This is a genomic window from Brevundimonas sp. NIBR10 (assembly GCF_027912515.1).
Lineage (GTDB): Bacteria > Pseudomonadota > Alphaproteobacteria > Caulobacterales > Caulobacteraceae > Brevundimonas.
In genome coordinates this window covers 1616742-1638684 of record NZ_CP115464.1, presented here as the reverse complement: position 1 = coordinate 1638684, position 21943 = coordinate 1616742, and the positions used below count along the sequence as shown (strand labels likewise).

The 21943-nt window shown below is 67.8% G+C and carries 21 protein-coding genes; 6 read left to right on the top strand and 15 right to left on the bottom strand.

The features are described from left to right. The first annotated feature begins 261 nt into the window (after nt 1–261). Nucleotides 262–1242 carry a LysR family transcriptional regulator gene (locus tag O5K39_RS08025; RefSeq protein WP_271146751.1) on the top strand — a complete coding sequence of 327 codons (981 nt, stop codon included), beginning with the start codon at nt 262–264 and terminating at the stop codon, nt 1240–1242. Nucleotides 1243–1275: 33 nt separating this feature from the next. Here O5K39_RS08025 and O5K39_RS08020 read toward each other — a convergent pair whose 3' ends face one another. Both O5K39_RS08020 and O5K39_RS08015 read right to left on the bottom strand, forming a co-directional pair. Beyond that, nucleotides 1276–2310 (bottom strand): aromatic ring-hydroxylating dioxygenase subunit alpha, encoded by a 1035-nt coding sequence (locus O5K39_RS08020; protein ID WP_271146750.1) that lies wholly within the window; start codon nt 2308–2310, stop codon nt 1276–1278. 129 nt (nt 2311–2439) lie between these two features. Next, nucleotides 2440–3102: a glutathione S-transferase family protein gene (locus tag O5K39_RS08015; protein ID WP_271146749.1), complete on the bottom strand. Its 663-nt coding sequence runs from the start codon at nt 3100–3102 to the stop codon at nt 2440–2442. Between the two features lie 58 nt (nt 3103–3160). Here O5K39_RS08015 and O5K39_RS08010 point away from each other — a divergent pair, with 58 nt between their 5' ends. The 4 genes from O5K39_RS08010 to O5K39_RS07995 all read left to right on the top strand — a co-directional run bounded on the left by O5K39_RS08010 (nt 3161) and on the right by O5K39_RS07995 (nt 5461). Next, nucleotides 3161–3547, top strand: a complete 387-nt coding sequence (locus O5K39_RS08010) for a DUF1801 domain-containing protein (protein WP_271146748.1) — start codon at nt 3161–3163, stop codon at nt 3545–3547. 79 nt (nt 3548–3626) lie between these two features. After that, entirely contained in the window at nt 3627–4445 is an 819-nt protein-coding gene (gene map, locus O5K39_RS08005; protein WP_271146747.1) for a type I methionyl aminopeptidase, read from the top strand. Next, nucleotides 4445–4927 (top strand): hypothetical protein, encoded by a 483-nt coding sequence (locus O5K39_RS08000; RefSeq protein ID WP_271146746.1) that lies wholly within the window; start codon nt 4445–4447, stop codon nt 4925–4927. Before map ends, O5K39_RS08000 begins: the two co-directional genes overlap by 1 nt. A 57-nt stretch (nt 4928–4984) precedes the next feature. Beyond that, a complete protein-coding gene (locus O5K39_RS07995) occupies nt 4985–5461 on the top strand; it encodes a hypothetical protein (RefSeq protein WP_271146745.1) in 477 nt (158 codons plus the stop codon). Here the strand turns inward: O5K39_RS07995 and O5K39_RS07990 are convergent. From O5K39_RS07990 to panD, 13 genes are all read right to left on the bottom strand, one after another. Further along, nucleotides 5412–6560, bottom strand: a complete 1149-nt coding sequence (locus tag O5K39_RS07990) for a mechanosensitive ion channel family protein (RefSeq protein ID WP_271146744.1) — start codon at nt 6558–6560, stop codon at nt 5412–5414. The two genes, O5K39_RS07995 and O5K39_RS07990, sit on opposite strands and share 50 nt — an antisense overlap. Before the next feature lie 223 nt (nt 6561–6783). Beyond that, complete coding sequence (gene murG, locus O5K39_RS07985; RefSeq protein WP_271146743.1) at nt 6784–7881, bottom strand: undecaprenyldiphospho-muramoylpentapeptide beta-N-acetylglucosaminyltransferase; 1098 nt, start codon at nt 7879–7881, stop codon at nt 6784–6786. A 217-nt stretch (nt 7882–8098) separates the two neighbouring features. Beyond that, a complete protein-coding gene (gene ftsW / locus O5K39_RS07980; protein ID WP_271146742.1) occupies nt 8099–9292 on the bottom strand; it encodes a putative lipid II flippase FtsW in 1194 nt (397 codons plus the stop codon). Nucleotides 9293–9302: 10 nt separating this feature from the next. Next, nucleotides 9303–10778, bottom strand: coding sequence for a UDP-N-acetylmuramoyl-L-alanine--D-glutamate ligase (gene murD, locus O5K39_RS07975; RefSeq protein WP_271146741.1), 1476 nt, complete (start codon nt 10776–10778; stop codon nt 9303–9305). 4 nt (nt 10779–10782) lie between these two features. Then, complete coding sequence (gene mraY / locus O5K39_RS07970) at nt 10783–11892, bottom strand: phospho-N-acetylmuramoyl-pentapeptide-transferase (protein WP_271146740.1); 1110 nt, start codon at nt 11890–11892, stop codon at nt 10783–10785. Nucleotides 11893–11900: 8 nt separating this feature from the next. Next, nucleotides 11901–13304, bottom strand: coding sequence for a UDP-N-acetylmuramoyl-tripeptide--D-alanyl-D-alanine ligase (gene murF, locus O5K39_RS07965; protein ID WP_271146739.1), 1404 nt, complete (start codon nt 13302–13304; stop codon nt 11901–11903). Beyond that, nucleotides 13297–14769, bottom strand: coding sequence for a UDP-N-acetylmuramoyl-L-alanyl-D-glutamate--2,6-diaminopimelate ligase (locus O5K39_RS07960; protein ID WP_271146738.1), 1473 nt, complete (start codon nt 14767–14769; stop codon nt 13297–13299). The genes murF and O5K39_RS07960 overlap by 8 nt, the downstream gene beginning before the upstream one ends. After that, nucleotides 14766–16511: a penicillin-binding protein 2 gene (locus O5K39_RS07955; protein ID WP_271146737.1), complete on the bottom strand. Its 1746-nt coding sequence runs from the start codon at nt 16509–16511 to the stop codon at nt 14766–14768. The genes O5K39_RS07960 and O5K39_RS07955 overlap by 4 nt, the downstream gene beginning before the upstream one ends. Continuing rightward, entirely contained in the window at nt 16508–16942 is a 435-nt protein-coding gene (locus O5K39_RS07950; protein ID WP_271146736.1) for a cell division protein, read from the bottom strand. The genes O5K39_RS07955 and O5K39_RS07950 overlap by 4 nt, the downstream gene beginning before the upstream one ends. Next, a complete protein-coding gene (gene rsmH, locus O5K39_RS07945) occupies nt 16939–17889 on the bottom strand; it encodes a 16S rRNA (cytosine(1402)-N(4))-methyltransferase RsmH (protein WP_271146735.1) in 951 nt (316 codons plus the stop codon). The genes O5K39_RS07950 and rsmH overlap by 4 nt, the downstream gene beginning before the upstream one ends. Beyond that, on the bottom strand, nt 17886–18359 hold the full coding sequence (locus O5K39_RS07940; protein ID WP_271146734.1) for a division/cell wall cluster transcriptional repressor MraZ: 474 nt from the start codon (nt 18357–18359) through the stop codon (nt 17886–17888). The genes rsmH and O5K39_RS07940 overlap by 4 nt, the downstream gene beginning before the upstream one ends. Before the next feature lie 278 nt (nt 18360–18637). Next, a complete protein-coding gene (hemF, locus tag O5K39_RS07935; protein WP_271146733.1) occupies nt 18638–19516 on the bottom strand; it encodes an oxygen-dependent coproporphyrinogen oxidase in 879 nt (292 codons plus the stop codon). 51 nt (nt 19517–19567) lie between these two features. Continuing rightward, a complete protein-coding gene (gene panD / locus O5K39_RS07930; protein ID WP_271147126.1) occupies nt 19568–19924 on the bottom strand; it encodes an aspartate 1-decarboxylase in 357 nt (118 codons plus the stop codon). A gap of 216 nt (nt 19925–20140) precedes the next feature. Between panD and sppA the strand changes: the two genes are divergently transcribed. Further along, complete coding sequence (gene sppA / locus O5K39_RS07925) at nt 20141–21919, top strand: signal peptide peptidase SppA (RefSeq protein WP_271147125.1); 1779 nt, start codon at nt 20141–20143, stop codon at nt 21917–21919. Nucleotides 21920–21943 lie beyond the last annotated feature (24 nt).

Sequence of the window (21943 nt, the reverse complement as noted above, 5' to 3'; positions counted from 1 at the left end):
GCCCGGCCGTAGACTGAACCCTGCTTTCGTCATCCTCCGGCAAGCCGCGCCTTCGCGGCGCAGACCGGGGGACCCAGCGGCGCCGAAGGCGATCTTTTCAGACGAGAAGTTTGAATCTCGCGTGCGCGACAGGTTCGCGCTCTCGCGCGCCGCTGGGTCCCCCGGTCTCGCTACGCTCGCCGGAGGATGACGAAAGCAACGGAATCGAAGGCAGCGGCACGATAGGTTGCGTGGAATACGCTCACCCGTAATATCCGTCGGATGGATTTCAGACATTTCGATCTCAATCTGATTGTCGTCCTGGACGCCTTGCTCGACGAGCGTAGCGTGACGGGCGCGGCGCGGCGGTTGAAGACCAGCCAGCCGACGGTCAGCTTTTCGCTCCAGAAGCTGCGCGACATCCTTGGAGACCCACTGTTCATCCGGACGGGCAAAGGGATGGAGCCGACACCGAGGGCCCTGGAGATGAGGGACGCGGTTCGCAGTGTCCTGGCCACCGTCGAAGATCAGCTCTTGTCCGCGCGAACCTTCGAACCCGCGACATCGGACATCCCGGTAACGGTCAGCACCTCCGACGTCGGCGAACTGGTTTTTCTGCCGAAGCTTCTACGGCACCTTCGAGCGATCGCGCCGCAGATGACGGTGCGGTCGGTCACCATGGGACCGCAACGCCTGGCCGAGGCTCTGGCCGGGGGGCAGGTCGATCTCGCCCTCGGCTATTTCCCGGATCTGGCCGGCGGCATCTATCAGCAGGGCCTGTTCGAGCATCCGTTCGCCTGCCTGGTGCGGGGCGATCATCCCACCATCGGATCGACCCTCAGCCTGGAGGAATTCGTCCAGGCTGAGCACGCCGTGGTCAATGCCGAAGGACGCAGTCAGGAGATCTTCGAGAACGAGATGCAGGCCCGGGGCATCCATCGCCGCATCGCGCTCAGCACCCCCCACTTCATGGGGATGCCCCTGCTCATCGCGACCAGCGACCTCATCGTGACGGTCCCCAAGGCCGTGGCGACGGCCTGGATAGGCCGCGCCAATCTGAAAATGCTCCCTCCGCCGGTCACCGTGCCGCCGATCGCGCTCAAGCAGTTCTGGCATCGCCGCTTCCATGCCGATCCCCGGGGGGTCTGGCTGCGCGGTGTCATCGCGGACCTGTTCATGGGACATGACCCGTCCACGGCCCCGGACTTCGCCGCCGCCCTGGTTCCGGCCCGAGCCGACGCAACGCCTGACCTCAACGCGTGACCCGGACGCTGATCCTCGACACGGTCTGGGCGATCAGGCGGTAGCGATCTCTTTCGGGGCTTCGGCCCTCATCAGCTCCGCCAGCCGGCGGCGCGCCATGTTGCCGCCCGCATCGCTGAGAATATCCACGCGCGGGCGGTCGGGGCTCTGAAGCAGCCTCCGCTGCTGCAGTTCCAGCACCACCTGGTCCTCCCGGAAGGTCGCCGCCGTCTGTTCGAACACGAGGTCTGCGACGCCCTCGGTCAGAACGTTCGTCCCGATCGACCAGAAATAGTGGGTCGTCGTTTCCGTCTCCGGCGTGATGCCGTGGAACCCCATCATCGAGAAACCATGATCGCGATGCCCTTCGTAGGCACCGGTTCCGACGTCACACCCGCCGGTGTGAATGCGCAGCATGACCGGCATGAACTCGATCTCCTGCCAGCGATCGATCCGGCCCGTGAAGCCCCGGGCGGCGACATAGGTCGGTGGCGGCGGCGAGTTCGGCATCCGCCGCTGAACAAAGACTCCGGCCGCTGTCCGCCGGGTCTCCATCTCGGCGCGGAAATGGGTGTCGGGATCGCCGCCGATCGTATGGGGGTGGATGTAGGGCAGGTGGGACAGGTCCATGAGATTGTCGATCAGCAACTGCCAGTTGCCGTTCACCTCATAGTGGGCGCTGCGCCAGGCCCATGCCGGATCGCTGTGCCAGGGATGCCGGGGAATGGTGGCCGGATCGGCCTTTTCGACATCGCCCATCCAGATCCAGATGGCCGCATCCTGTTCGACGACCGGATAGCTTCGGACCCGGGCCTTCGGCGGGATCAGGTCCTGGCACGGCACTCTGATGCAGGCTCCGTCGGCCGCAAACTCCAGACCGTGGTAGGCGCAGCGGATCGCCTCGCCGGCGACCTGTCCCGCGGACAGAGGCACCGAGCGGTGCGCGCAACGATCCTCCAGGGCGACGGCCTGTCCCGCCTCCGTCCTGAACAGGACGACGGGCTGGCCGAGGAAGGTCCGCGCCTGGCTCGCTCTCACCACCAGATCGGCAGACCAGCCCGCAACGTACCAGGCGTTGTAGAGAAACATCGTCCGCTTCCGCCCCAGTTCTTATCTGGCCGCGAGGATAGCGCCGTCTAACGCATCGAGAAGTCCGAAGTTATAGATAGTCCAAATCTACCAAGCCGATACTTCTCAGTCCTTCCCAAGCGGTTCGGATCATCCCTGAGCCATCGCCCTCTCCACCTCCCGGAACGCCGCCATCTGGGCCTCCAAGGCCCTCTGGAAGGCCGGTCTCGCCTCGGCCCTCGCGACAAACGCGGCCAGTTTCGGATAGTCGGCGAGGATATCGGTGTGGCGCAGGTCGCGCAGCACGTGGGTCATGATGATGTCGGCTGCGCTGAAGCGGTCGGCGGCGAACCAGTCGCGGTCGCCGAGCGCGGTCTGAAGCTCGTCCAGCCGCTTGCGCAGGAAGGTCTCGACCTCCGGGCGGCGTTCCTGGCCCCAGGCGCTGGCGGCGGCGAACAGGTCGATGGTGGCCAGTTGGCCGACCCAGGGCTCGATGGTGTTGGAGGCGGCGAACAGCCAGCAGGTCACCTCGGCCCGGCCCGCCTCGTCGCTCGGCATCAGGGCCTCAGACTTGCCGGCGATATGCAGGACGATGGCGCAGCTTTCAAAGATGGCCACCTCGCCGTCGCGATAGGCCGGCACCTGGCCGAACGGCTGTTTCGCACGGTAGTCGGGCGAGGCCTGGTCCTCGAACCCGATCAGCTCGGCGTCATAGGCGACGCCCGCCTCTTCCAGCGCCCAGCGGACACGAAGGTCGCGCACCGACCCCTGCGCAAACGGCGGCACCCATTTGAAGGCGGTGACCTGGACCATGACGGCGCTCCTCATTCCGGCTGGATATTGATAGCCTTCCCATTGGAAAGGACCAAGCATGGCCAGACCCGCCTCCACCGTCGACGACTGGCTGAACGCCCTCGACGTCCCGACCCGCGCCGGAATCGACGCCCTGCGCGCCGTCGTCCGCGCCGCCGATCCCGGCCTGACGGAAGAAATCAAGTGGAACGCGCCCAGCTATGCCCACGACGGGCGCGACCGGGTCACCCTGGGGATCGAGGCGAAGGGAGGATACAGGATCGTCCTGCACCGGGGAGCCGCGACCCGGGATGTTGCCGACTTTCGCTTCAACGATCCGGGCCGGCTGGCCGTCTGGCCTTCGCCGGATCGGGGTGTCATCCGTCTGGCCGATCTGGCTGCGATCGAGGCCGGGATGCCCGAACTGACCGGATTGATTGCGCGCTGGATCGCCGCAACGGCCTGATCGCCACGCGCCGGACATCCTTGAGGTTTAATGCTATAGTCGCCATCTGACCTGACGAAACTGCCCGCCAGAGCCCCTCATGTACGAAACGCCCGACCAGGATATCGAGACCTTCACCCGGTCGAGCGCGATCCGCATCTATAATGCGGACGATTTCGAGGGGATTCGGATCGCCGGGCGGCTGGTCGCCGAGGCACTGGACATGATTGTGCCGTACGTCGTGCCCGGGGTGACCACGGGCGAGTTGGACGACCGGATCCGCGAGTACACCCTGGACCGCGGCGGCCTGCCCGCCTGCCTGGGCTACAAGGGCTATGCCAAGACGGTCTGCACCTCGATCAACCACGTGGTCTGTCACGGGATTCCGGGCGACCGGGTGCTCAAGGACGGCGACATCGTCAATATCGACCACACCGTCATCGTCGACGGCTGGCATGGCGATTCCAGCCGGATGTACGCGGTCGGCGACATCAATCCGCGCGCGAAGAAGCTGATCGACGTCACCTATGAGTCCATCGCCCTGGGCCTGGCCCAGGTGAAGCCGGGCGGGACTTTCGGAGACATCGGCTTCGCCATCCAGCGCCATGTCGAGGCGGCGCGGATGAGCGTGGTGCGCGACTTCTGCGGCCACGGCATCGGCCGCATCTTCCACGACAGCCCCAACGTCCTGCACTACGGCCGCAAGAACGAGGGCGCGGTGCTGAAGCCCGGGATGTGTTTCACCGTCGAACCGATGGTCAATCTGGGCAAGCCGCACGTGAAGGTCCTGTCCGACGGCTGGACGGCCGTGACCCGCGACAAGTCCCTGTCGGCCCAGTGCGAGCACACCGTCGGGGTCACCGAGGACGGGGTCGAGATCTTCTCCGCCAGCCCCGCCGGCCTGTTCCGCCCTAACTGATGCGGGCCCTTCCGGGTGTGGCCGCCTTGGCGGCGGCCATCGGGGTGTCGGTTCCCGCCGCCGCCCAGACCGATCAGCCATCACCCTTTCCGGAGCACGGTTTCGTCCTGACCGGAGCCGGACGGTTCGCGATCCTCGCCGACCAGATGACCATCGTGCGCGACGGCGACAGCGTCACGATGCGGGCGTTCCAGGTCACCGAGCCGGGCTTCACCGCCGGGGGGAATACCTATTGGGGCGGCTGGTCGAAATGGCGGTTCGACTGTGTCGCCGAGACGGCCGACCGCCTGGACTTCGCTTCCGTGCGCGAGGGCGGCGTCGAGGGGCCGATCACACCGGACACGGCCCCGCCCTATCATGCCGACCCCGGCGGGGATGCCGCCGAACTGCTGGTGGTGGCCTGTTCGACCGACGCGCGGTCGCCGGATGTCTTCACGCTGGAAGAGGCGGTGACGCTGGGGCGGGCGGCGCTGGCGGAGTGACGACGCGGTCAGGTTTCGTCGCTTGGCCGAACGCGGATCAGGCGGAATTCTGGGGCCATGACCTCCCTCGTCATGATCCTCGCCCTTGTCGCCATGTCGACGTCTGCCGAACCCGATGTCGCGCCACCGGAAAACCCGGCCCGATATCGGCTGATGGGCATCAACAGCTTCTCGGACGGCATGTGGTTGCTGGAACCTGCCAGTTCCCTGAGCGACGGCGACCGGGTAACCTATTCGCGCGCCACCGTCTTCGCGCGCGGGGCCTCGACCCACAACGGGCGGCCCGTGGCCTATGTGATTAGCCGCGCCGTCATGGACTGCGCCGCCAGAACGGGATCGTGGGGCGTCGTGGAGCGGCATGCGGAGACCGGCGAGGTCTGGCATCGCCAGACCTGGCCCGAGATGCGGCCCCTTGGCGGGGGCGGCGACGAGCAGATCTACGCGGCGCTCTGCCGCGGTGAATGGCCCGCAACGGAAGAAATCTTCACGGAGGCGGAGTTCCTGACACGCGCGCGAGCGCGTCTGGCGCGCTGACAGCCGGCTCCGGACGATCCCAATCCAGACGGTCCCTGGGCAAGGCCTCCGGGCATTCGTCGCGCATGAAGGCCATCAGCTTCTCGCGGATTTCGCAGCGCAGGTCGAAGGCGACCGGGGCCGACCGGGCGCTGGCCAGGCAGCGGACTTGCATGACGCGTTCGGTGATGTCGGTGACCTGCATCACCTGAACGTCGCCGTCCCAAAGCGGCGAGGCCCGCACGATCCGCTCGAAGGCCTCGCGCAGACGGTCGATCGGAGCCTCGTAGTCGACGTAGAACATCGCCGTGCCGATCAGCCGGGCGTTCTCTCGCGTCCAGTTCTGGAACGGCTTGGTGATGAAATAGGACAGGGGCAGGACCATCCGGCGCCAGTCCCACAGCTTGACCACCACATAGGTGGAGGTGATCTCCTCGACATTGCCCCATTCGCCCTCGACGACGACCGCGTCGTCGATGCGGATCGGCTGGGACAGGGCGATCTGGATGCCGGCGAGCATGTTCGTCAGGACGGGCTGCAGCGCCAGGCCGGCGATGATCCCGACCACCCCCGCCGAGGCCAGCAGGCTGACCCCCCACTGGCGAAAGCCGGAGATGGTCATCAGGGCCAGCCCGACCGTGACGATAATCAGCAGGACCTTGGCCACCCGTTGCAGGATGCGCGTCTGAGTCAGGTGCTTGCGCGCGATCAGATTGTCCTCGACCGCCATGTTGAACTTCTTCAGGTGGACCACCGCCCACATGTCGAGCACGCCGGACGCCAGCCAGCCCAGCGCCAGGATCCAGGCGACCAGAAGGACGGCGCGGACCTGCTGCGACGGACCGGGGTCCAACGGCGAGACGCTGACCCCTATGCCGATGCCGATGATGATCACCAGCACCCTCAGCTTGGCCCGCGCCCGCTCGACCACCCCGCGCCAGAAGACGTCGCGGTTCCTGACAACACGGCGAAGGACGGCGAAGGCGGCGGCGTGCGCGAGCCATCCCGCGCCGACGAAGACGACGAGCACCAGCACGATCACCGCCCATTCAGGCAGCCAGTCGAACTGCCGCCACAGGCGGGTGGTCTCGGCCGTCAGGTCGGAAATGAAGGGGGGCATGGGTACAGTAACGCACAACGGCCAAGGTTGTTCGCCGGTTCGGTTCCCTCTCCCATCGGGAGAGGGCTTGAGCGCACGGCGGCGCAGCCGGCGTCCTTGCGCGAAAGGGTGAGGGGTTACGCTGCCAAAAAAGGAGCCCTTTAGAGGACAAGCGTATTTGGACTCACATCCAGCGTCACGCCCCTCACCCTTTCGCCTTGCCGATCGCTACGCTCTCGGAGGCTCAAGCCCTCTCCCCCTGGGAGAGGGAAGCTTCCACAATATCCGCCAGCCTGCGCGCCGCATCAGGGATGGCAACCGATCGGGCCGCCGCGCTCATGGTCGCCAGCCGGGCGGGGTCGGACAGCAGGGGCAGCAATGCCCCCGTCAGTGCCTCGACCGTCACGTCGTCCTCCGCGATCACCACCGCCGCGCCGACGTCGGTCAGGGCCTTGGCGTTCAGGGTCTGATGATCGTCGGTGGCGATCTTGAGCGGGATCAGGACGGACGGCAGGGCGGCGACGGCCAGTTCGGCACAGGTCGAGGCCCCGGCGCGGCCGACCACCAGGTGGGCCTGCGACAGCCGCCCGGCCATGTCGCGGAAGAAGGGCGCGACCTCGGCCTGGATGCCGGCCTCCAGATAGATCTGCTGCGCGGTCTCCAGCGTCTCGGGCCGCGACTGCTGCTGGACCCGCAGGCGGGCGCGCAGGGCTTCTGGCAGGGCCGCCAGCGCGCGGGGCGTCGTCTCGGACAGGATGCGGGCCCCCTGACTACCGCCCGTGACCAGCACATGGATGGGGCCGTCGGCGCTCGGCGCGGCATAGGCGCGGTCGAACAGGGCACCGATCTCGGCGCGGACGGGACTGCCCACCACCTCGGCCTTCATCCCCTTGGGCGCGCGCTTCAGGGTTGGGAAGGATGAAGCGATCCGGCCGACGCGCGAGACCAGCAGGCGATTGGTCCGACCCAGCACCGCGTTCTGCTCGTGGATGACGGTCGGCGTGCCTTGCGTGATCGCGGCGAGGAGGGCGGGCGCCGACGGATAGCCGCCGAAGCCGACGACCACGCCGGCATCCAGTCGCGTGAACGCCGCCCGAGCCTGAAGCACCCCACGCGCGATGGCGATCCCGGCCTTCAGCAGGGCGACGGGGCCGGAGCCGGTGGCGGTGTCGAGATACAGCTTCTCCTCAGCCGGAAAGTTGGCGGCGTACTTCTCGCCGCGATAATCGGTGGCCAGAACCACGCGCCAGCCGCGCGACGCCATCTCGCGGGCCAGGGCCTCGGCGGGAAACATATGACCCCCGGTACCCCCGGCGGCGACGATGCAGACTTTGGACGGCATGGCGGTCTCCTATTCTTCTCCCGCTTGCGGGGGAAGTGGCCCGGCGTCGAGCGCAGCGAGACTAGGGTCGATGGGGGAAGTCCGACTTCTCGTGCGATGGCCAACACAGCCCCCATCGTCGCTGCCTTCGCGGAGCCTGTCCTCGGGCCGAGCGAAGCTCGGACCCGGGGGCTCAGGGACGCGACACTACCCCCGCTACGCGGGCGAAGAAGGATTTCTACGGCAAAATCCGACGCCGGTCCTGCAAGGTCACCCCCGGCTCATAGGCCCCCGGCCTCCGCCGGGTCAGCGCCAGCGCCAGCCCCATCGTCAACCCCATGGCCAGCATCGACGACCCGCCATACGAAATGAAGGGCAGGGTCATCCCCTTGGTCGGGATCAGGTTCAGGTTGACCGCCACATTGATTGAGGCCTGCAGCCCGATCAGGACGAACAGCCCCGCCGCCGCCGTCTGCTCGAACGGGTCGTTCAGCTTCATCGCTCGGCGCATCCCGCGCACCACGATGAAAGCGTATAGGCCGATCATGGCGAGGCTCACCATCAGGCCGAATTCCTCGGCACCGACCGAATAGATGAAGTCGGTGTGCAGGTCGGGCACGTGGCGTTTCATGACCCCCTCCCCCACCCCGCGCCCGACCAGGCCGCCGGCGCGGATGGCCTCGGACGCGCGATCGATCTGGTGGGTGTCGGTGGTCTCGGGGTTGGTGAAGCGGCTCAGACGGTCGCGCATGTGGCCGAACATGAAATACAGGGACACCACCCCGCCGGCGGCGGCGGCGGCCAGCACCGCCATCCACTTCAGCGGCACCCCGGCCATGAAGAAGACGCACATGAAGGTCGTGGTAATGAGCAGGGTCTGGCCGATGTCGGGCTGGATCAGCAGCAGACCGACCGTCAGGGCCCAGAAGCCGAAGGCGATGCTGACGCCGGGCACCCCCTCGCCCTTCTGCCCCTCTGCGAACATCCAGGCGGCAAAGACGATCAGGCTGGGCTTGGCGAATTCACTGGGTTGCAGGCTGAACGGCCCCAGGTTGATCCAGCGCGCGGCGCCCTTCACCTCGTCGCCGATGAACGGCAGGGCCGCCATGACCACTATGGCCCCCAGCAGACCCAGCACCGCGATCCGCCGCACCCCGCGCGGCGACAGCAGCGACATGGTCAGCATGGCCCCCGCACCGCCGGTCGCCCAGACGATCATCCGCCAGGAATAGTGGAAGGGGTCCGAGATCGATTCGTCGGCCAGGATGGCGGCGGGCGAGGAGGCGAAGCTCAGCGCCACCCCGAACGCCATCAGGGTCAGGGCCGCACCCAGCAGGCCGCGATCCACCGTCCAGAACCACTGGGCGATCGGGCTCTGGTCGTTGCGCGAAAAGGCCGGGTTATAGGCCGGGCGATAGGGCTCTGCGGTCATGGTTTCCCATTCATGAACGCAAAGGGGTAGCGCCTTGGTTAAGAACCGCCGCCCGGAACGCCTCTCCGCGCGCCTCGAAGTCGGGATACTGGTCGAAACTGGCGCAGGCGGGGGACAGGAGGACGATCTGTTCCCCGCCGGCGACCTGGGCGTCTGCGGCGGCTCCGGCGACGGCGGCTTCCATGGTCCCGCAGACGACGTGCGGCGTAGTGCCGAGCGTCACGGCGAAATCCTCGGCGGACTGGCCGATGAGATAGGCCTTGGTCACGCGACCGAAGAGATCGGCCAAGTCGTCGATGCCGCCGTCCTTGGGCACCCCGCCGGCGATCCAGAAGACGGAGGGGTAGGACGACAGGGCCTGCCTCGCCGCATCGGCGTTGGTCGCCTTGGAATCGTTGACGAAGCGGATGGGGCCCAGATGGCCGACCGTCTCCATCCGGTGCGCCAGACCCGGAAAGGTCATCAGACCCTCGACCGCCGCGTCATGCGACACCCCCACAGCGCGGGCGGCGGCATAGGCGAAGGCGGCGTTCTGGGCGTTGTGGCGGCCGGGCAGCGAGCGCGCGGGCTTCAGGTCCGCGATGGCGATGCCGTCGGCGACGATCCGCCCGCCCGTGGCATCCACGATGATGAACCTGCCCTGGTCGAAGGCCGGGATCTGGTCCGGCAGGCGGTCGGCCATCTGGTCCACGGGCATGCCGCCGTTAGGATCGAGATACTCCGGCGGCGTCCGGGTCGTGATGGTCGAGACCCGCAGACGACGGTCGTTCAGGGCGTTGACCACGCCCCAGCCCCAGTCGTCATCGACCCCGATCAGGGCGACCTTGTCGGGCGTCATCACCTGGAACAGCCGCCGCTTGGCCGCGACATAGCCCTCCATGCCGCCGTGCCGGTCAAGATGGTCGGGCGAGACGTTCGTCAGGATCGCCACGTCGGGCGCGAAACTGGTGGTCAGGTCCAACTGATAGGACGACGTCTCGACCACATAGACCTCGACCTCGGCCGGGGCCGACAGGGCCAGGACACCGATGCCGATATTGCCGCCGATCGCGACCTTCAGCCCCGCCTGTTTCAGCACCCAGCCGATCAGGGCCGTGGTCGTGGACTTGCCGTTGGTGCCGGTGATTGCGATGACGCGGGGCCTGAGCGAGGCCGGGACCGTGTCGATGGCGCGGGCGAACAGTTCGATGTCGCCGATGACCGGGACGCCCGCCGCCCTGGCCTTCTCGACCGTCCAGTGCGGCTTGGGATGGGTCAGGGGCGCGCCCGGCGACAGGACCAGCGCCGCGAACGCGGACCAGTCGGCGGTGGTCAGGTCCTCGACCGCGAACCCCTCGGCCTCGGCCTGCATTCGGCCCGAGACCCCGTCGTCCCACAGGATGGGCGTGGCCCCGCCCGCCTGCAGCGCCCGCGCCGCCGTGATCCCGGATCGGCCCAGGCCGAAGACGGCGACGCGGCGACCCTGGAATCCCGGAACGGCGATCATCGGGTCAGCGAAGCTTGAGGGTCGCCAGCCCCAGCAGGGCCAGCATGGCGGCGACGATCCAGAAGCGGATGACAACCGTCGATTCCGGCCAGCCCAGCTTCTCGAAATGGTGGTGGATCGGCGCCATCAGGAAGATGCGCCGCTTGGTCAGCTTGAAATAGCCGACCTGGATCATGACCGAGGCGGCCTCGATAACGAACAGGCCGCCCACGATGCCGAGTACCAGTTCGTGCTTGGTTGCCACCGCCATCGAGCCCAGGGCACCGCCCAGCGCCAGCGAGCCGGTGTCGCCCATGAAGATCTTGGCCGGCGGGGCGTTGTACCAGAGGAAGCCCACGCCCCCGCCGATGATGGCCGCGCAGAAGATGGCCAGCTCGCCCGCGCCCGGCACATGATGGACACCGAGGTAGTCCGAGAAGATGAAGTTGCCGACCAGATAGGTGATGATCCCGAAGGCCGCCGCTGCCATCATCACCGGGACGATGGCCAGCCCGTCCAGCCCGTCCGTCAGGTTCACCGCATTGGAAAATCCGACGATCGTGAAGGCAGCGAAGGCCACGTAGAACCAGCCCACGTTCAGCAGCACGTCCTTGAAGAACGGAAACGCGATCGAGGTCTCCAGCCCCGGCGAGGTCGGCGACTGGGTCATCCACAGCACGGTCAGGACGCCCGCGATCACCGCGACCACGAGTTGCGCCAGCAGCTTCTGTTTCGAGGTCAGCCCGGCCGAGGTCTGTTTCGTGACCTTGGCATAGTCATCGACGAAGCCTAGCACCCCGAAGGCGGCCGTCACGAAGCTGACGATCCAGATATAGGGATTGGTCAGGTCGCCCCACAGGAACACCGCCACGCCGATGCCGGCCAGGATCATGAGCCCGCCCATGGTGGGGGTGCCGACCTTGGACAGGTGGCTGACGGGCCCATCCTCGCGGATCGGCTGGCCCTTGCCCTGCTTGGCGCGGATCCAGTTGATGAAACGCGACCCCATGGCCACCGCCACGATCATCGCCGTGGCCATGGCCAGGGCCACCCGCACCGTCTGGTACTGGATCAGGTGAAGGAGCGGATAGTCCTTCGCGACGTCGGCGAACTGCAGGTAAAGTAGATAAAACATCGGTCCCCCTACCGCGTCGCGCCCAATGCAGCCAAGGCCTTCGCGACCAGCGAGGCCTTGGAGCCGTTCGATCCCTTGACCATAACGATGTCGCCATAGGCGGCCAGCTCGGCGGCCTGCTGCGCCAGTTCGGCGGCGGTTTCGGTCCAGACGCCGCGGCGGCTTTCGGGCAGGGCGTCGTACAGATGGCGCATCTGCGGGCCCGCCGCGTGGACCAGATCGAGCCCGGCGGCATCGATGGTCTCGGCCAGCCCGGCGTGCAGGGCCACCGACTGATCGCCCAACTCCAGCATGTCGGTCAGGACCACGATCCGCCGTCCGCCCGTCCGCACCGGCCGCGCGCCGAGGCTCAGGAACCCCGCCCGCATCGACAGCGGATTGGCGTTGTAGCTCTCGTCGATCAGGGTGAAGGCCCCATGCGGCCCGTTCACCGAGCGGATCTCGCCGCGCCCGGCCAGGGGCTCGAAGGTCGCCAGCGCCTCGAACGCCGTCTCGACCGGCACGTCCAGCGCATCCAGCATCAGGATAACGGCCAGGGAGTTCAGGCCCCAGTGAAAGCCCGACTGCTTCAGGGTGAATACATGAGTGCGGCCCCAGATTTCCGCCGTGACCCGCGCCCCCTCCGGGCCCGGCACGAAGTCCAGTAGCCGCGCATCCTGTTCCGGCCCCGATCCGAACTGGGCAATCCGCGCACCTTGGCGCAGGGCGCTCTCGCGCAGCATGTCGACCCAGGGATTGTCGCCGTTGATGACCGCGACGCCGCCGGGACCCAGCCCCTGGAAGATCGCCGCCTTCTCGCGCGCCACCCCGGTCTCGCCGTCGGAAAACCCCTCGATATGGACCGGGCCGACCGTGGTGACACAGGCGGCGTGGGGCAGGACCATCTTCGACAGGGGTGCGATCTCGCCCGGCGCATTCATGCCGATCTCGAACACCGCCCGCTCGGTGTCACGCGGCATCCGGGCGAGCGTCAGGGGCACGCCGATATGGTTGTTGTAGCTCTTGATCGAGGCGTGGGCGGGCCCGGCCAGATCCAGGCCCGCCTTGATCGCCTGGGTCACGCTGGTCTTGCCGACGCTGCCGGTCACGGCGCCACGCCGCACCTGGGGGGCGCGATCACGGGCGGCGGCACCCAGTGCCTCCAGCCCTCTCAGCGTGTCTGGAACGATCACGTGCGGCCCGCCCTCGATGGCGTGTTCGACCAAAGCCCCGGCAGCCCCTGCGGTGAAGGCGGAGGCCGCGAACTCGTGCCCGTCCCGCGCGCCCTTCAGCGCCAAGAACAGGTCTCCGGGGGCGATCTCGCGGCTGTTGTAGGTGATGCCATGGACGTCGAAGTCGCCGCCTTTGAGGCGGCCGCCGGTGGCGTCGGCGATCTCGGCCGCAGTCCACAGCGGCGGGGTCGTGTCAGGCATGAATGCTCAGGGCTTCGGCGGCTTCGGTGGCGTCGTCGAAGGGGTGGGTCACCCCGGCGACGATCTGACCCTGCTCATGCCCTTTTCCGGCGATGACCACCACATCTCCGTCGCGCATCGTCGAAATCGCGTGGCGGATGGCCTCGCGGCGGTCGCCGATCTCCAGCGCATCGGGGCAGCCCTTCCGGACATCCGCCCGGATCGCCGAGGCCTTCTCCGAGCGAGGGTTGTCGTCGGTGACGATGGCGATGTCGGCCAGCCGCCCGGCGATGGCACCCATCAGGGGTCGCTTGCCCCGGTCCCGATCCCCGCCCGCGCCGAACACCACGATCAGCCGTCCCGTCGCATGGGGCCGCAGTGCCGTCAGCACGGTCTCCAGCCCGTCGGGCGTGTGGGCATAGTCGACATAGACCTCGCCGCCCCGGTCGCCCCCGGCCACCCGCTGCAACCGCCCGGCCGCGCCCGTCAGTCCCTCGAGCGCACCCAGAACCCGGTCGGCGCTTTCGCCCGCCGCGATGCACAGCCCCGCCGCGACCAGAGCGTTCGAGGCCTGAAACGCGCCGGCGAGCGGCAACAGGATGTCGTGGACCTGGCCGCGCACATCGATCGACAGGCGCTGCCCTTCGGGCGTCGCCGTCCGGCCGATCAGGGCCAGGTCGCGACCGCGCTGGCCCACGCCCATGATGCCGAGACCGGACATGATGCTGGCCGAGGCGAAGCTGGAATAGTGATCCGAGTCCGCGTTGAGTACGGCGGTCCGGCCGCGCGCCAGCAGGGTCTCGAACAGCCGCAGCTTGGCGTTGCGATAGGACTCCATCGTGCCGTGATAGTCGAGGTGGTCCTGGGTCAGGTTGGTGAACCCCGCCGCCTTCAGCGACACCCCGTCCAGCCGCCGCTGATCCACGCCGTGCGACGACGCCTCCAGCGCCAGGTGAGTGACCCCCTTAGCCGCCAGTTCGGCCATCAGCCGGGCCGCGTCGGCGGCATCGGGGCTGGTCAGGCCCGCGCCGGTCAAGGTGTAGGTCTTGTCGCCCTTCTGACCGACGACGCCCAGGGTGCCCATGCTGGCGGACTTGAGCCCCAGCGACGCCCAGATCTGGCGACAGAAGGTGGCGACCGAGGTCTTGCCGTTGGTGCCGGTGACGGCGACGCAGGTCGCAGGCTGGGTTCCGTAGAAGCTGCGCGCCGCCAGCGCATAGGCCCGACGCACATCGCCCGACGTCACCAACAGCGGTGCGGAGCCTTCGGGGGTATCGGCGGGTGCGAGCACGGCGGCGGCCCCTTGGGCGAGGGCCTGGGAGATGAAAGCGCGGCCGTCTGTGACGCTGCCAGGCAGGGCGACGAACAGCGAGCCCGGCGCGACCTTGCGGCTGTCGGCCGTCACGCCCGTGATGAACGGGTCGGAGGACACATCGCGACGCAGCAGGTCGGACAGCCTGATGGAGGGGACACCGGCGGCGGTCATCGGCCGTCACCCTCCACATCCTCGAACGCGGGGACCTTCTCACCCAGAGCATCGCGCCAGGCGTCGGCACCGCGCTGGACGCCCAGGAAGGGCGCGATCCGGGCGGCGATCCGGCCCACGGCGGGCGCCGCGACAAAGCCGCCGGTGCGCGGATAGGTCTGGGGCTCGTCCATCAGGATCAGGATCGAATAGCGCCGGGTGTTGATCGGCCCGTCGGTCGGGAAGACGGCGGCGAAGGTGCCGACCGCGTGGCTGGCCTGATAGCGCCCGTTGACCAGCTTGTTGGCCGAGCCGGTCTTGCCTCCGACCCTCAGGCCCGGCGCGTCGGCGCGGGTGCCGGAACCGTTGACGACGTTCCGCCGCATCAGGTCCAGCATGGTCAGGGAGGTCTGTTCCGAGATCACCCGGCGCGGCTCGACATTGGGCGCCCCTCCCTTGCGCAAGCTCAGGGGGACATAGCGGCCGCCGTTGGTCAGGGCCCCCATGGCCGCCGACATCTGGGCCGGGGTGATCGAGATGCCGTACCCGAACGACAGGGACGCCAGGGTGGTGTCGGACCACTCGCGGGGGCGGATCGGACGGGCCGATTCACGCAACTCTATCGGCGCCTTGGCCAGCAGGCCGAAGCGGGTGAAATAGTCCCGCATCACGTCGCCGCCCATGCCGACGGCCAGCTGCGTCGTGCCGATGTTGGACGAATGCAGATAGACCTCTTCCAGCGACAGAACCCGGTTCGTTGCGTGGAAATCCTTGATGGCCCGGTTGCCGATCATATAGGCCCTGGACGCGTCGATCATGGTGTTCATGTCGGCCCGGCCGGTATCGACGGCGGCGGCGATGGTGAAGGTCTTGAACACCGACCCCATCTCATAGACCGAGGCCACGGCCCGGTTGACCTGGCTGTCCTGCGGATAGCTGGCCATGCCCAGGACCTCGCCGGTCGAGGTGTCGGCGATGATCCCGACGGCACCCTTGGAGCCGTTCTCGCGGGCGGCCGCATAGAGTTCGTTTTCCAGCACGCCCTGGACGCGCAGGTCGATCGACAGGGGGAAGTCGCGGCTGACGGCACCGGCCGCGCGGATCTCGTCGTTGAAGGCCAGTTCGGCACCGGTGATGCCCATGCCACCGCTGTCGGCCTGGCCGATCACGAAGGTCGCCGACTGATCCATCGGATAGACGCGGCGATCCTCGGGCTCGAACGAGATACCCCCCAGGGCCAGGGCGTGGACGGCGGCCCGCTCGGCCGGGGTCAGGCTCTGGGCGACCAGGGCGCGACGCTCGCCGAACAGCACCGTTCTCAGCCTGTCCGACTTGATGCGCGGCAGGGCCCGACGCAGTTCACGGATCGCCAGGGCCCGGTCCCAGACCTCGGCCGGATCGATATAGAGGCCGTAGTGAGTGATGTTGGTGGCCAACAGTACGCCGTTGCGATCCACCAGGTCGGCGCGGATCAGGGCGTCGGGATTGCCGGCCGAACCGACCCCGCTCTTCTCGACGAACAGGGCCGCGCGGACGGCGCCGATACCCAGCCCGACGAACACGACCGAGAACACCGCCATGACTAGGAAGATGCGGACGCGGGTGTCCTCCTCCGGCCGGGCGTCGGCGCGGGCGCGCTCGAAGGCGTGCTCGACCCACCAGACGGCCGACGCGGCCCAGCGCAGCCAGGGCGACAGGGCCCGACCGATCGGCTCGGCGCCAGGGGTCGGACGGAAATGACCGCGATGATCCTGAACGCTCACTGCGGCGCCTCGTCGATGACGGGCGGAACGGGCGTGACGACGGGGCTCGCCGCCGCAACGGCAGCGGGCGGGGCGACCTCGGCCGGGGCGGGTGCCGGCTTCAGCGAGGTCAGCTGGCTCTCGGTCGCCTGACGATGGACATCGACGGGCGCGAGACCCGCCGCATGCGAAAGGGCCTCCAGACGGCTGGGCTGTTCCAGGCGTGAAATCTCGGCGCGCAACAGCCGGACCCGCTGCCGGGTTTCGGAGATCTCGCCTTCCAGCCGACCGATCTCGGTGCTTTCGCGGGCGGCGGCGGTCTTGGCGACATAGACCGAGAAGACCATGGCGGCGACGCAGACCGCGCCGATGATCTCGATCCAGCGGATACCGCGCACCTTCCAGTCGAACAGACGTTGGACAGGGTTCGACCGGGGGCCGTACGCGGTCATGCGGCGGCCCTCCACACGGGGGCGTCGGTGCGGACGCCGGCGCGCAGCTTGGCCGAGCGAGCCCGGGGGTTGGTCGCGCATTCCGCGTCGCCCGCCTCGCGCGCGCCCTTGAACAGCAGGGTGAACGAGGGCTTGCGCGTCTCGATGGCGACCGGGGCGTGGCGCGAGCCGCCCGGCGCATTGCCACTGCGCTCGGTGAAGAAGGCCTTCACGATGCGGTCTTCCAGCGAGTGGAAGGTGACGACGGCCAGCCGCCCGCCGGGAGCCAGCGCGCCTTCAGCCGCCGCCAGTCCGGCTTCCAGCTCGCCCAGCTCGTCGTTCACCGCAATGCGCAGCGCTTGAAACGTCCGGGTCGCCGGATGGGTCGGGGCCCCGCGCCGTCCGCCAAGGGCCTTTTCGACCACCTCGGCCAGGTCCAGCGTGCGGGTGAATGGCTCGGCCTGACGCCGACGCAGGATGGCCGTCGCGATCCGCCCCGACTGACGCTCCTCGCCGTACAGTTTCAACAGATGCGCCAGCGGCCCATGGTCATAGGTATTGACGATGTCGGCCGCGCTCTGGCCCTCGTTCGACATCCGCATGTCCAGCGGCCCGTCACGCATGAAGGAAAAGCCGCGCTCGGCCTGGTCCAGCTGCATCGACGAGACGCCGATATCGAACACCGCGCCGTCGAGCCGGGGCTTGCCGGTTCCCTCGAACGCCTCGGCCAGACCCGAGAACGGCGTCCGCACCAGGGTGAATTTTCCAGGGAAGTCGTTGGCGACGGCATCGGCATGGGGCTGCACCGTCGGATCGCGATCCAGGCCGATGGCCTCCGCGCCTGTCGCCAGGATCGCACGCGTATAGCCGCCCGCGCCGAAGGTCGCGTCGATCACGACATCGCCGGGTTGCGGCGACAGGGCCTCGATCACCTCGGCCAGCAGGACGGGAGCGTGCGGCGCGGTCATGCCCCCTCCGCCCGCTTCATCTGGGCCGCCAATTTTTGGGCACCGATCTGGGCCATCGAGGCCTTGGCCAGGGCGCGCTGCTCGGCCCGACGCGCGGCGTGGGCCGCCTTGTTCCAGATCTGGAACCGGTCGCCCAGGCCGACGATGACGACGTCCTCGCCCAGGCCGGCCTCGGCGCACAGGCTTTCAGGCAGGGTGATGCGGCCGCCCGCATCGAAGGCGAGCCGTGTCTGCTCGCCCATCACCTGCCACTCCAGCGCCGACCGCTCGGCCGAGCCAAACGGCAGGTCCTGGATCATGTCGGTCAGGGTGGCCAGCAGACGATCGCCGCCCGCCTCCAGACAGTCGGCCTCGATGGAGGGAAACAGGAAGACAGCGGTCTCTGCGCCGTTGTCGGCTGTGCGGTAGTCCTGCGGGATCAGGAGGCGGCGCTTGCCGTCCAGCTGTTTCTCGTAGGTCTGACGAAACAACCTAAGCCCACTCGAACCTTCCGGCCCGCCCCTGATTGCCGAGGCGTCAAATGACGCCGATCACCCCCGGATACGTATCTGGGATAGCATGGGATGAACTGGGTCTCAATGGGATGGTTGACGCGTTTTAACCACGATTAAGAAGATTTCGACGCTCTAGACTGTTCATAATCGGAACATACAAAGAACATGGCAAGTATTAACAGGCTGTGGGTGCATCACGCGTCCCCTTTCCGCCCAAGGCGTTAACCGATCATTGACGGTGGAAAAGCCGCCCCTCAGGGCCAGGCGACGGTCGGCGGCATGGAACTGAGGATTGAATCCACATTTCCTCCGGTCTTCAGTCCGAACATGGTGCCGCGGTCGTAGAGCAGGTTGAACTCGACGTAGCGGCCGCGTCGCACCAGCTGTTCCTGACGCTCCTGCGCCGTCCACGGCTCCGCCATCCGCTTGGTCACGATCGCCGAATAGATGTCCAGGAACGCCGTCCCCACGTCGCGGGTGAAGGCGAAGTCGGCGTTATGGTCGCCGCTGTCATGGTGGTCGTAGAAGATGCCGCCGATGCCGCGCGGCTCATTGCGATGCGGCAGCCAGAAATACTCGTCGCACCAGGCCTTGAAGCGCGGGTGATAGGTCGCGTCGTGCGGATCGCAGGCTGCCTTCATCGCGGCATGGAAGGCGATGGCGTCCGGCGCATCCTGGGTGCGATCCACGTCCAGCACCGGCGTCAGATCCGCCCCGCCCCCGAACCAGCTCTGGGTCGTGGCGATGAAGCGGGTGTTCATATGGACCGCCGGCACGCGCGGGCTCCACGGATGGCAGATCAGGCTGATGCCGGTGGCGAAGAACCTCGGATCCTCGGCCGCGCCGGGCACCGTCTTGGCATAGTCGGCCGGAAAGGTGCCGTGGACCGTCGAACAATGGACCCCGACCTTCTCGAACAGCCGCCCGTGCATCATCCCCATGACCCCGCCACCGCCCTCAAGCCGGGTCCACGGCGTGCGGACGAACCGGCCGGGCTCGCCGGGAAACAGGTCCGGCGTCGCCGCGTCCTCCAGCGCCTCGAACCCGGCATGGATGCGGTCGCGCAGCACCTCGAACCAGGCACGGGTCTCGGCCTTCTTCAGGGCCAGGGGGTCGGTGGTCACGTCGCTCATGTACGGGCTTTAACGCCCATTCCCCGACGCGTCATCCTGGGATGAAGGCGATCAGGCCGCGCGCTTGATCGCGTTCTGGTCGTCCAGCAGCACCACGGTCGGCGACCATTGGCGCGCTTCTTCTTCAGGCATCTGGCCATAGGTGACGACGATGATCTTGTCGTTCTTCTGGACCAGACGCGCCGCCGCGCCGTTGACGCCGAAGGTCCGCGATCCGCGCGGGGCCTCAATGGCATAGGTGGTGAACCGCGCGCCGTTGGTGATGTTCAGCACATCGACCTGTTCGTGCGGAAAGATGCCCGCAGCATCCAGCAGATCGCCGTCGATGGCGATCGAGCCTTCGTAGTCCAGATCGGCCTGGGTCACCGTTGCGCGGTGAAGTTTGGCCTTCATCAGGGTGACCAGCATAGGCTTGTCGTCCCAATCGTGACGCGGGGCGTGGGCCCCCGCTCGCAGACGGCTCATATAGGGACTTACGCGGTCCCCATCAATCGCGTTGCTGCGATGCAGCGAAGGCGCGATGAATTCGCTCGCGCGTGAAGAGACCTTCATTTGACCGCGACCGCGCGCGCACTATGGTCGCGGCTGAGGCCATACCGGTCCTCGACGGACCGCCAGACGCCCATGAAACAGTTCTTCCTGACCGTGCTCGGCGTCTTCACCGGGCTGGTGCTGTTCCTTGTCGTGGTGCCGATCGTGCTGATCAGCGCAGCGGCCGCCTCGTCCTCCAAACCCGCGACCCCGGCCAATGCCGTGCTGGAACTGGACCTGCGCGAGGGGCTGACCGATCAGGCCCCGACCGATCCGTTCGCCATTTTCGGCGGCTCGGGCCTGTCGACGATGAAGATCGTCGACACCCTGGCCCAGGCCGAGAAGGACGATCACATCAAGGTTCTGCTCGTCCGCCTGCCCGAGGGCGGCGTGACCCCGGCCGCCGCCGACGAGGTCCGCCAGGCGATCCGCCGCTTCCGCACCGCCGGCAAGCCGGTCATCGCCCACTCGCAAGGGTTCTCGCCCGTCGGCACGGTGATCTCCAGCTATATGGTCGGCGCCGCCGCCTCCGAGCTGTGGATGCAGAACACCGCCTCCTTCCAGGTCTCGGGTCTGGCCTCCGAGGAGATGTTCCTGGGCCGCGCCTTCGACAAATACGGCGTCCGCGCCGATTTCGAACAGCGTTACGAGTACAAGAACGCCGTCAACCAATTCACCCAGTCCAACTTCACCGAGCCGCATCGCGAGGCGATGACAGCCTGGATGACCTCCATCTATGACGCCGCCCTGGCCAGCATCGCCAATGACCGCAAGACGGCGGTTCCGGCCCTGCAGACCACGATCGAGGCCGGCCCCTATACCGCCCAGCAGGCCCTTTCGCTCAAGCTGATCGACAAGATCGGCCAGGCCGAGGAGGCCGAGGCCGAGGCCAAGCGTCGCGCGGGAAACAACGCCGACATCCTGGAGTTCGACGACTATGCGTCGTCGCAGGGCGAACGCACCGGCTCGGGCAGCGACGCCATCGCCATCGTCGGGGGCGAGGGTGCGATCGTCACGGGGCGCGGCGGCTCGAGCGGCTTCGGCGGCGGCTCGTCCATCCACTCCGACGTCACGGCCAAGGCCATCTATGACGCGATCGAGGACAAGGACGTAAAAGCTATCGTCTTCCGCGTCTCCTCGCCGGGCGGTTCGCCCGAGGCGTCCGAACAGATCCTGGCCGCCGTCCGCGCCGCACGGAAAGCCGGCAAGCCGGTCGTGGTCTCGATGGGCGACTACGCGGCGTCCGGCGGCTACTGGATCAGTTCCCAGGCCGACTGGATCGTGGCCCAGCCCACGACCATCACCGGGTCGATCGGCGTGTTCGGCGGCAAGTTCGTCATCGCCGACGCCCTGGCCCGGTTCGGTGTCGATGTGCGCGGCATCTCGGTCGGCGGCCAGTACGCCGACGCCTACTCGTCGTCCGAGCCCTTCACTGCGGCCCAGCGCGCCGCCTTCTCGGCCTCGATGGACAAGACCTACGAAGAGTTCGTGACCCGGGTCTCGACCGGTCGCCGACTACCCGTCGCCCGGGTGCGCGAGATCGCGCGCGGCCGCGTCTGGACCGGTGCCCAAGCCAAGACCCTGGGTCTGGTCGACCAACTGGGTGGGGTGACCGAGGCCATTTCCAAGGCCCGCGAACTGGCCCGCATCCCGACCGACCGCTCCGTCCGCTACAAACGCTTCCCCGAGGCCGAATCGCCGTGGGAGGCCCTGTCGTCAGCGTTCGGCGTGTCCAGCGAGGCGGCCCACGCCCTGGTCGCCATCGGCGGGGTCATGGCCGACCCCCAGGCCCAGGCCCTGCTGCAACGGGTGGACGCCGAGCGGATGCGGTCGTCGGGGGCCGTGGTCCTCGCCGATCAGCCCCTGCCCTGAGGATCGTTCCGGCACCTGCGACAA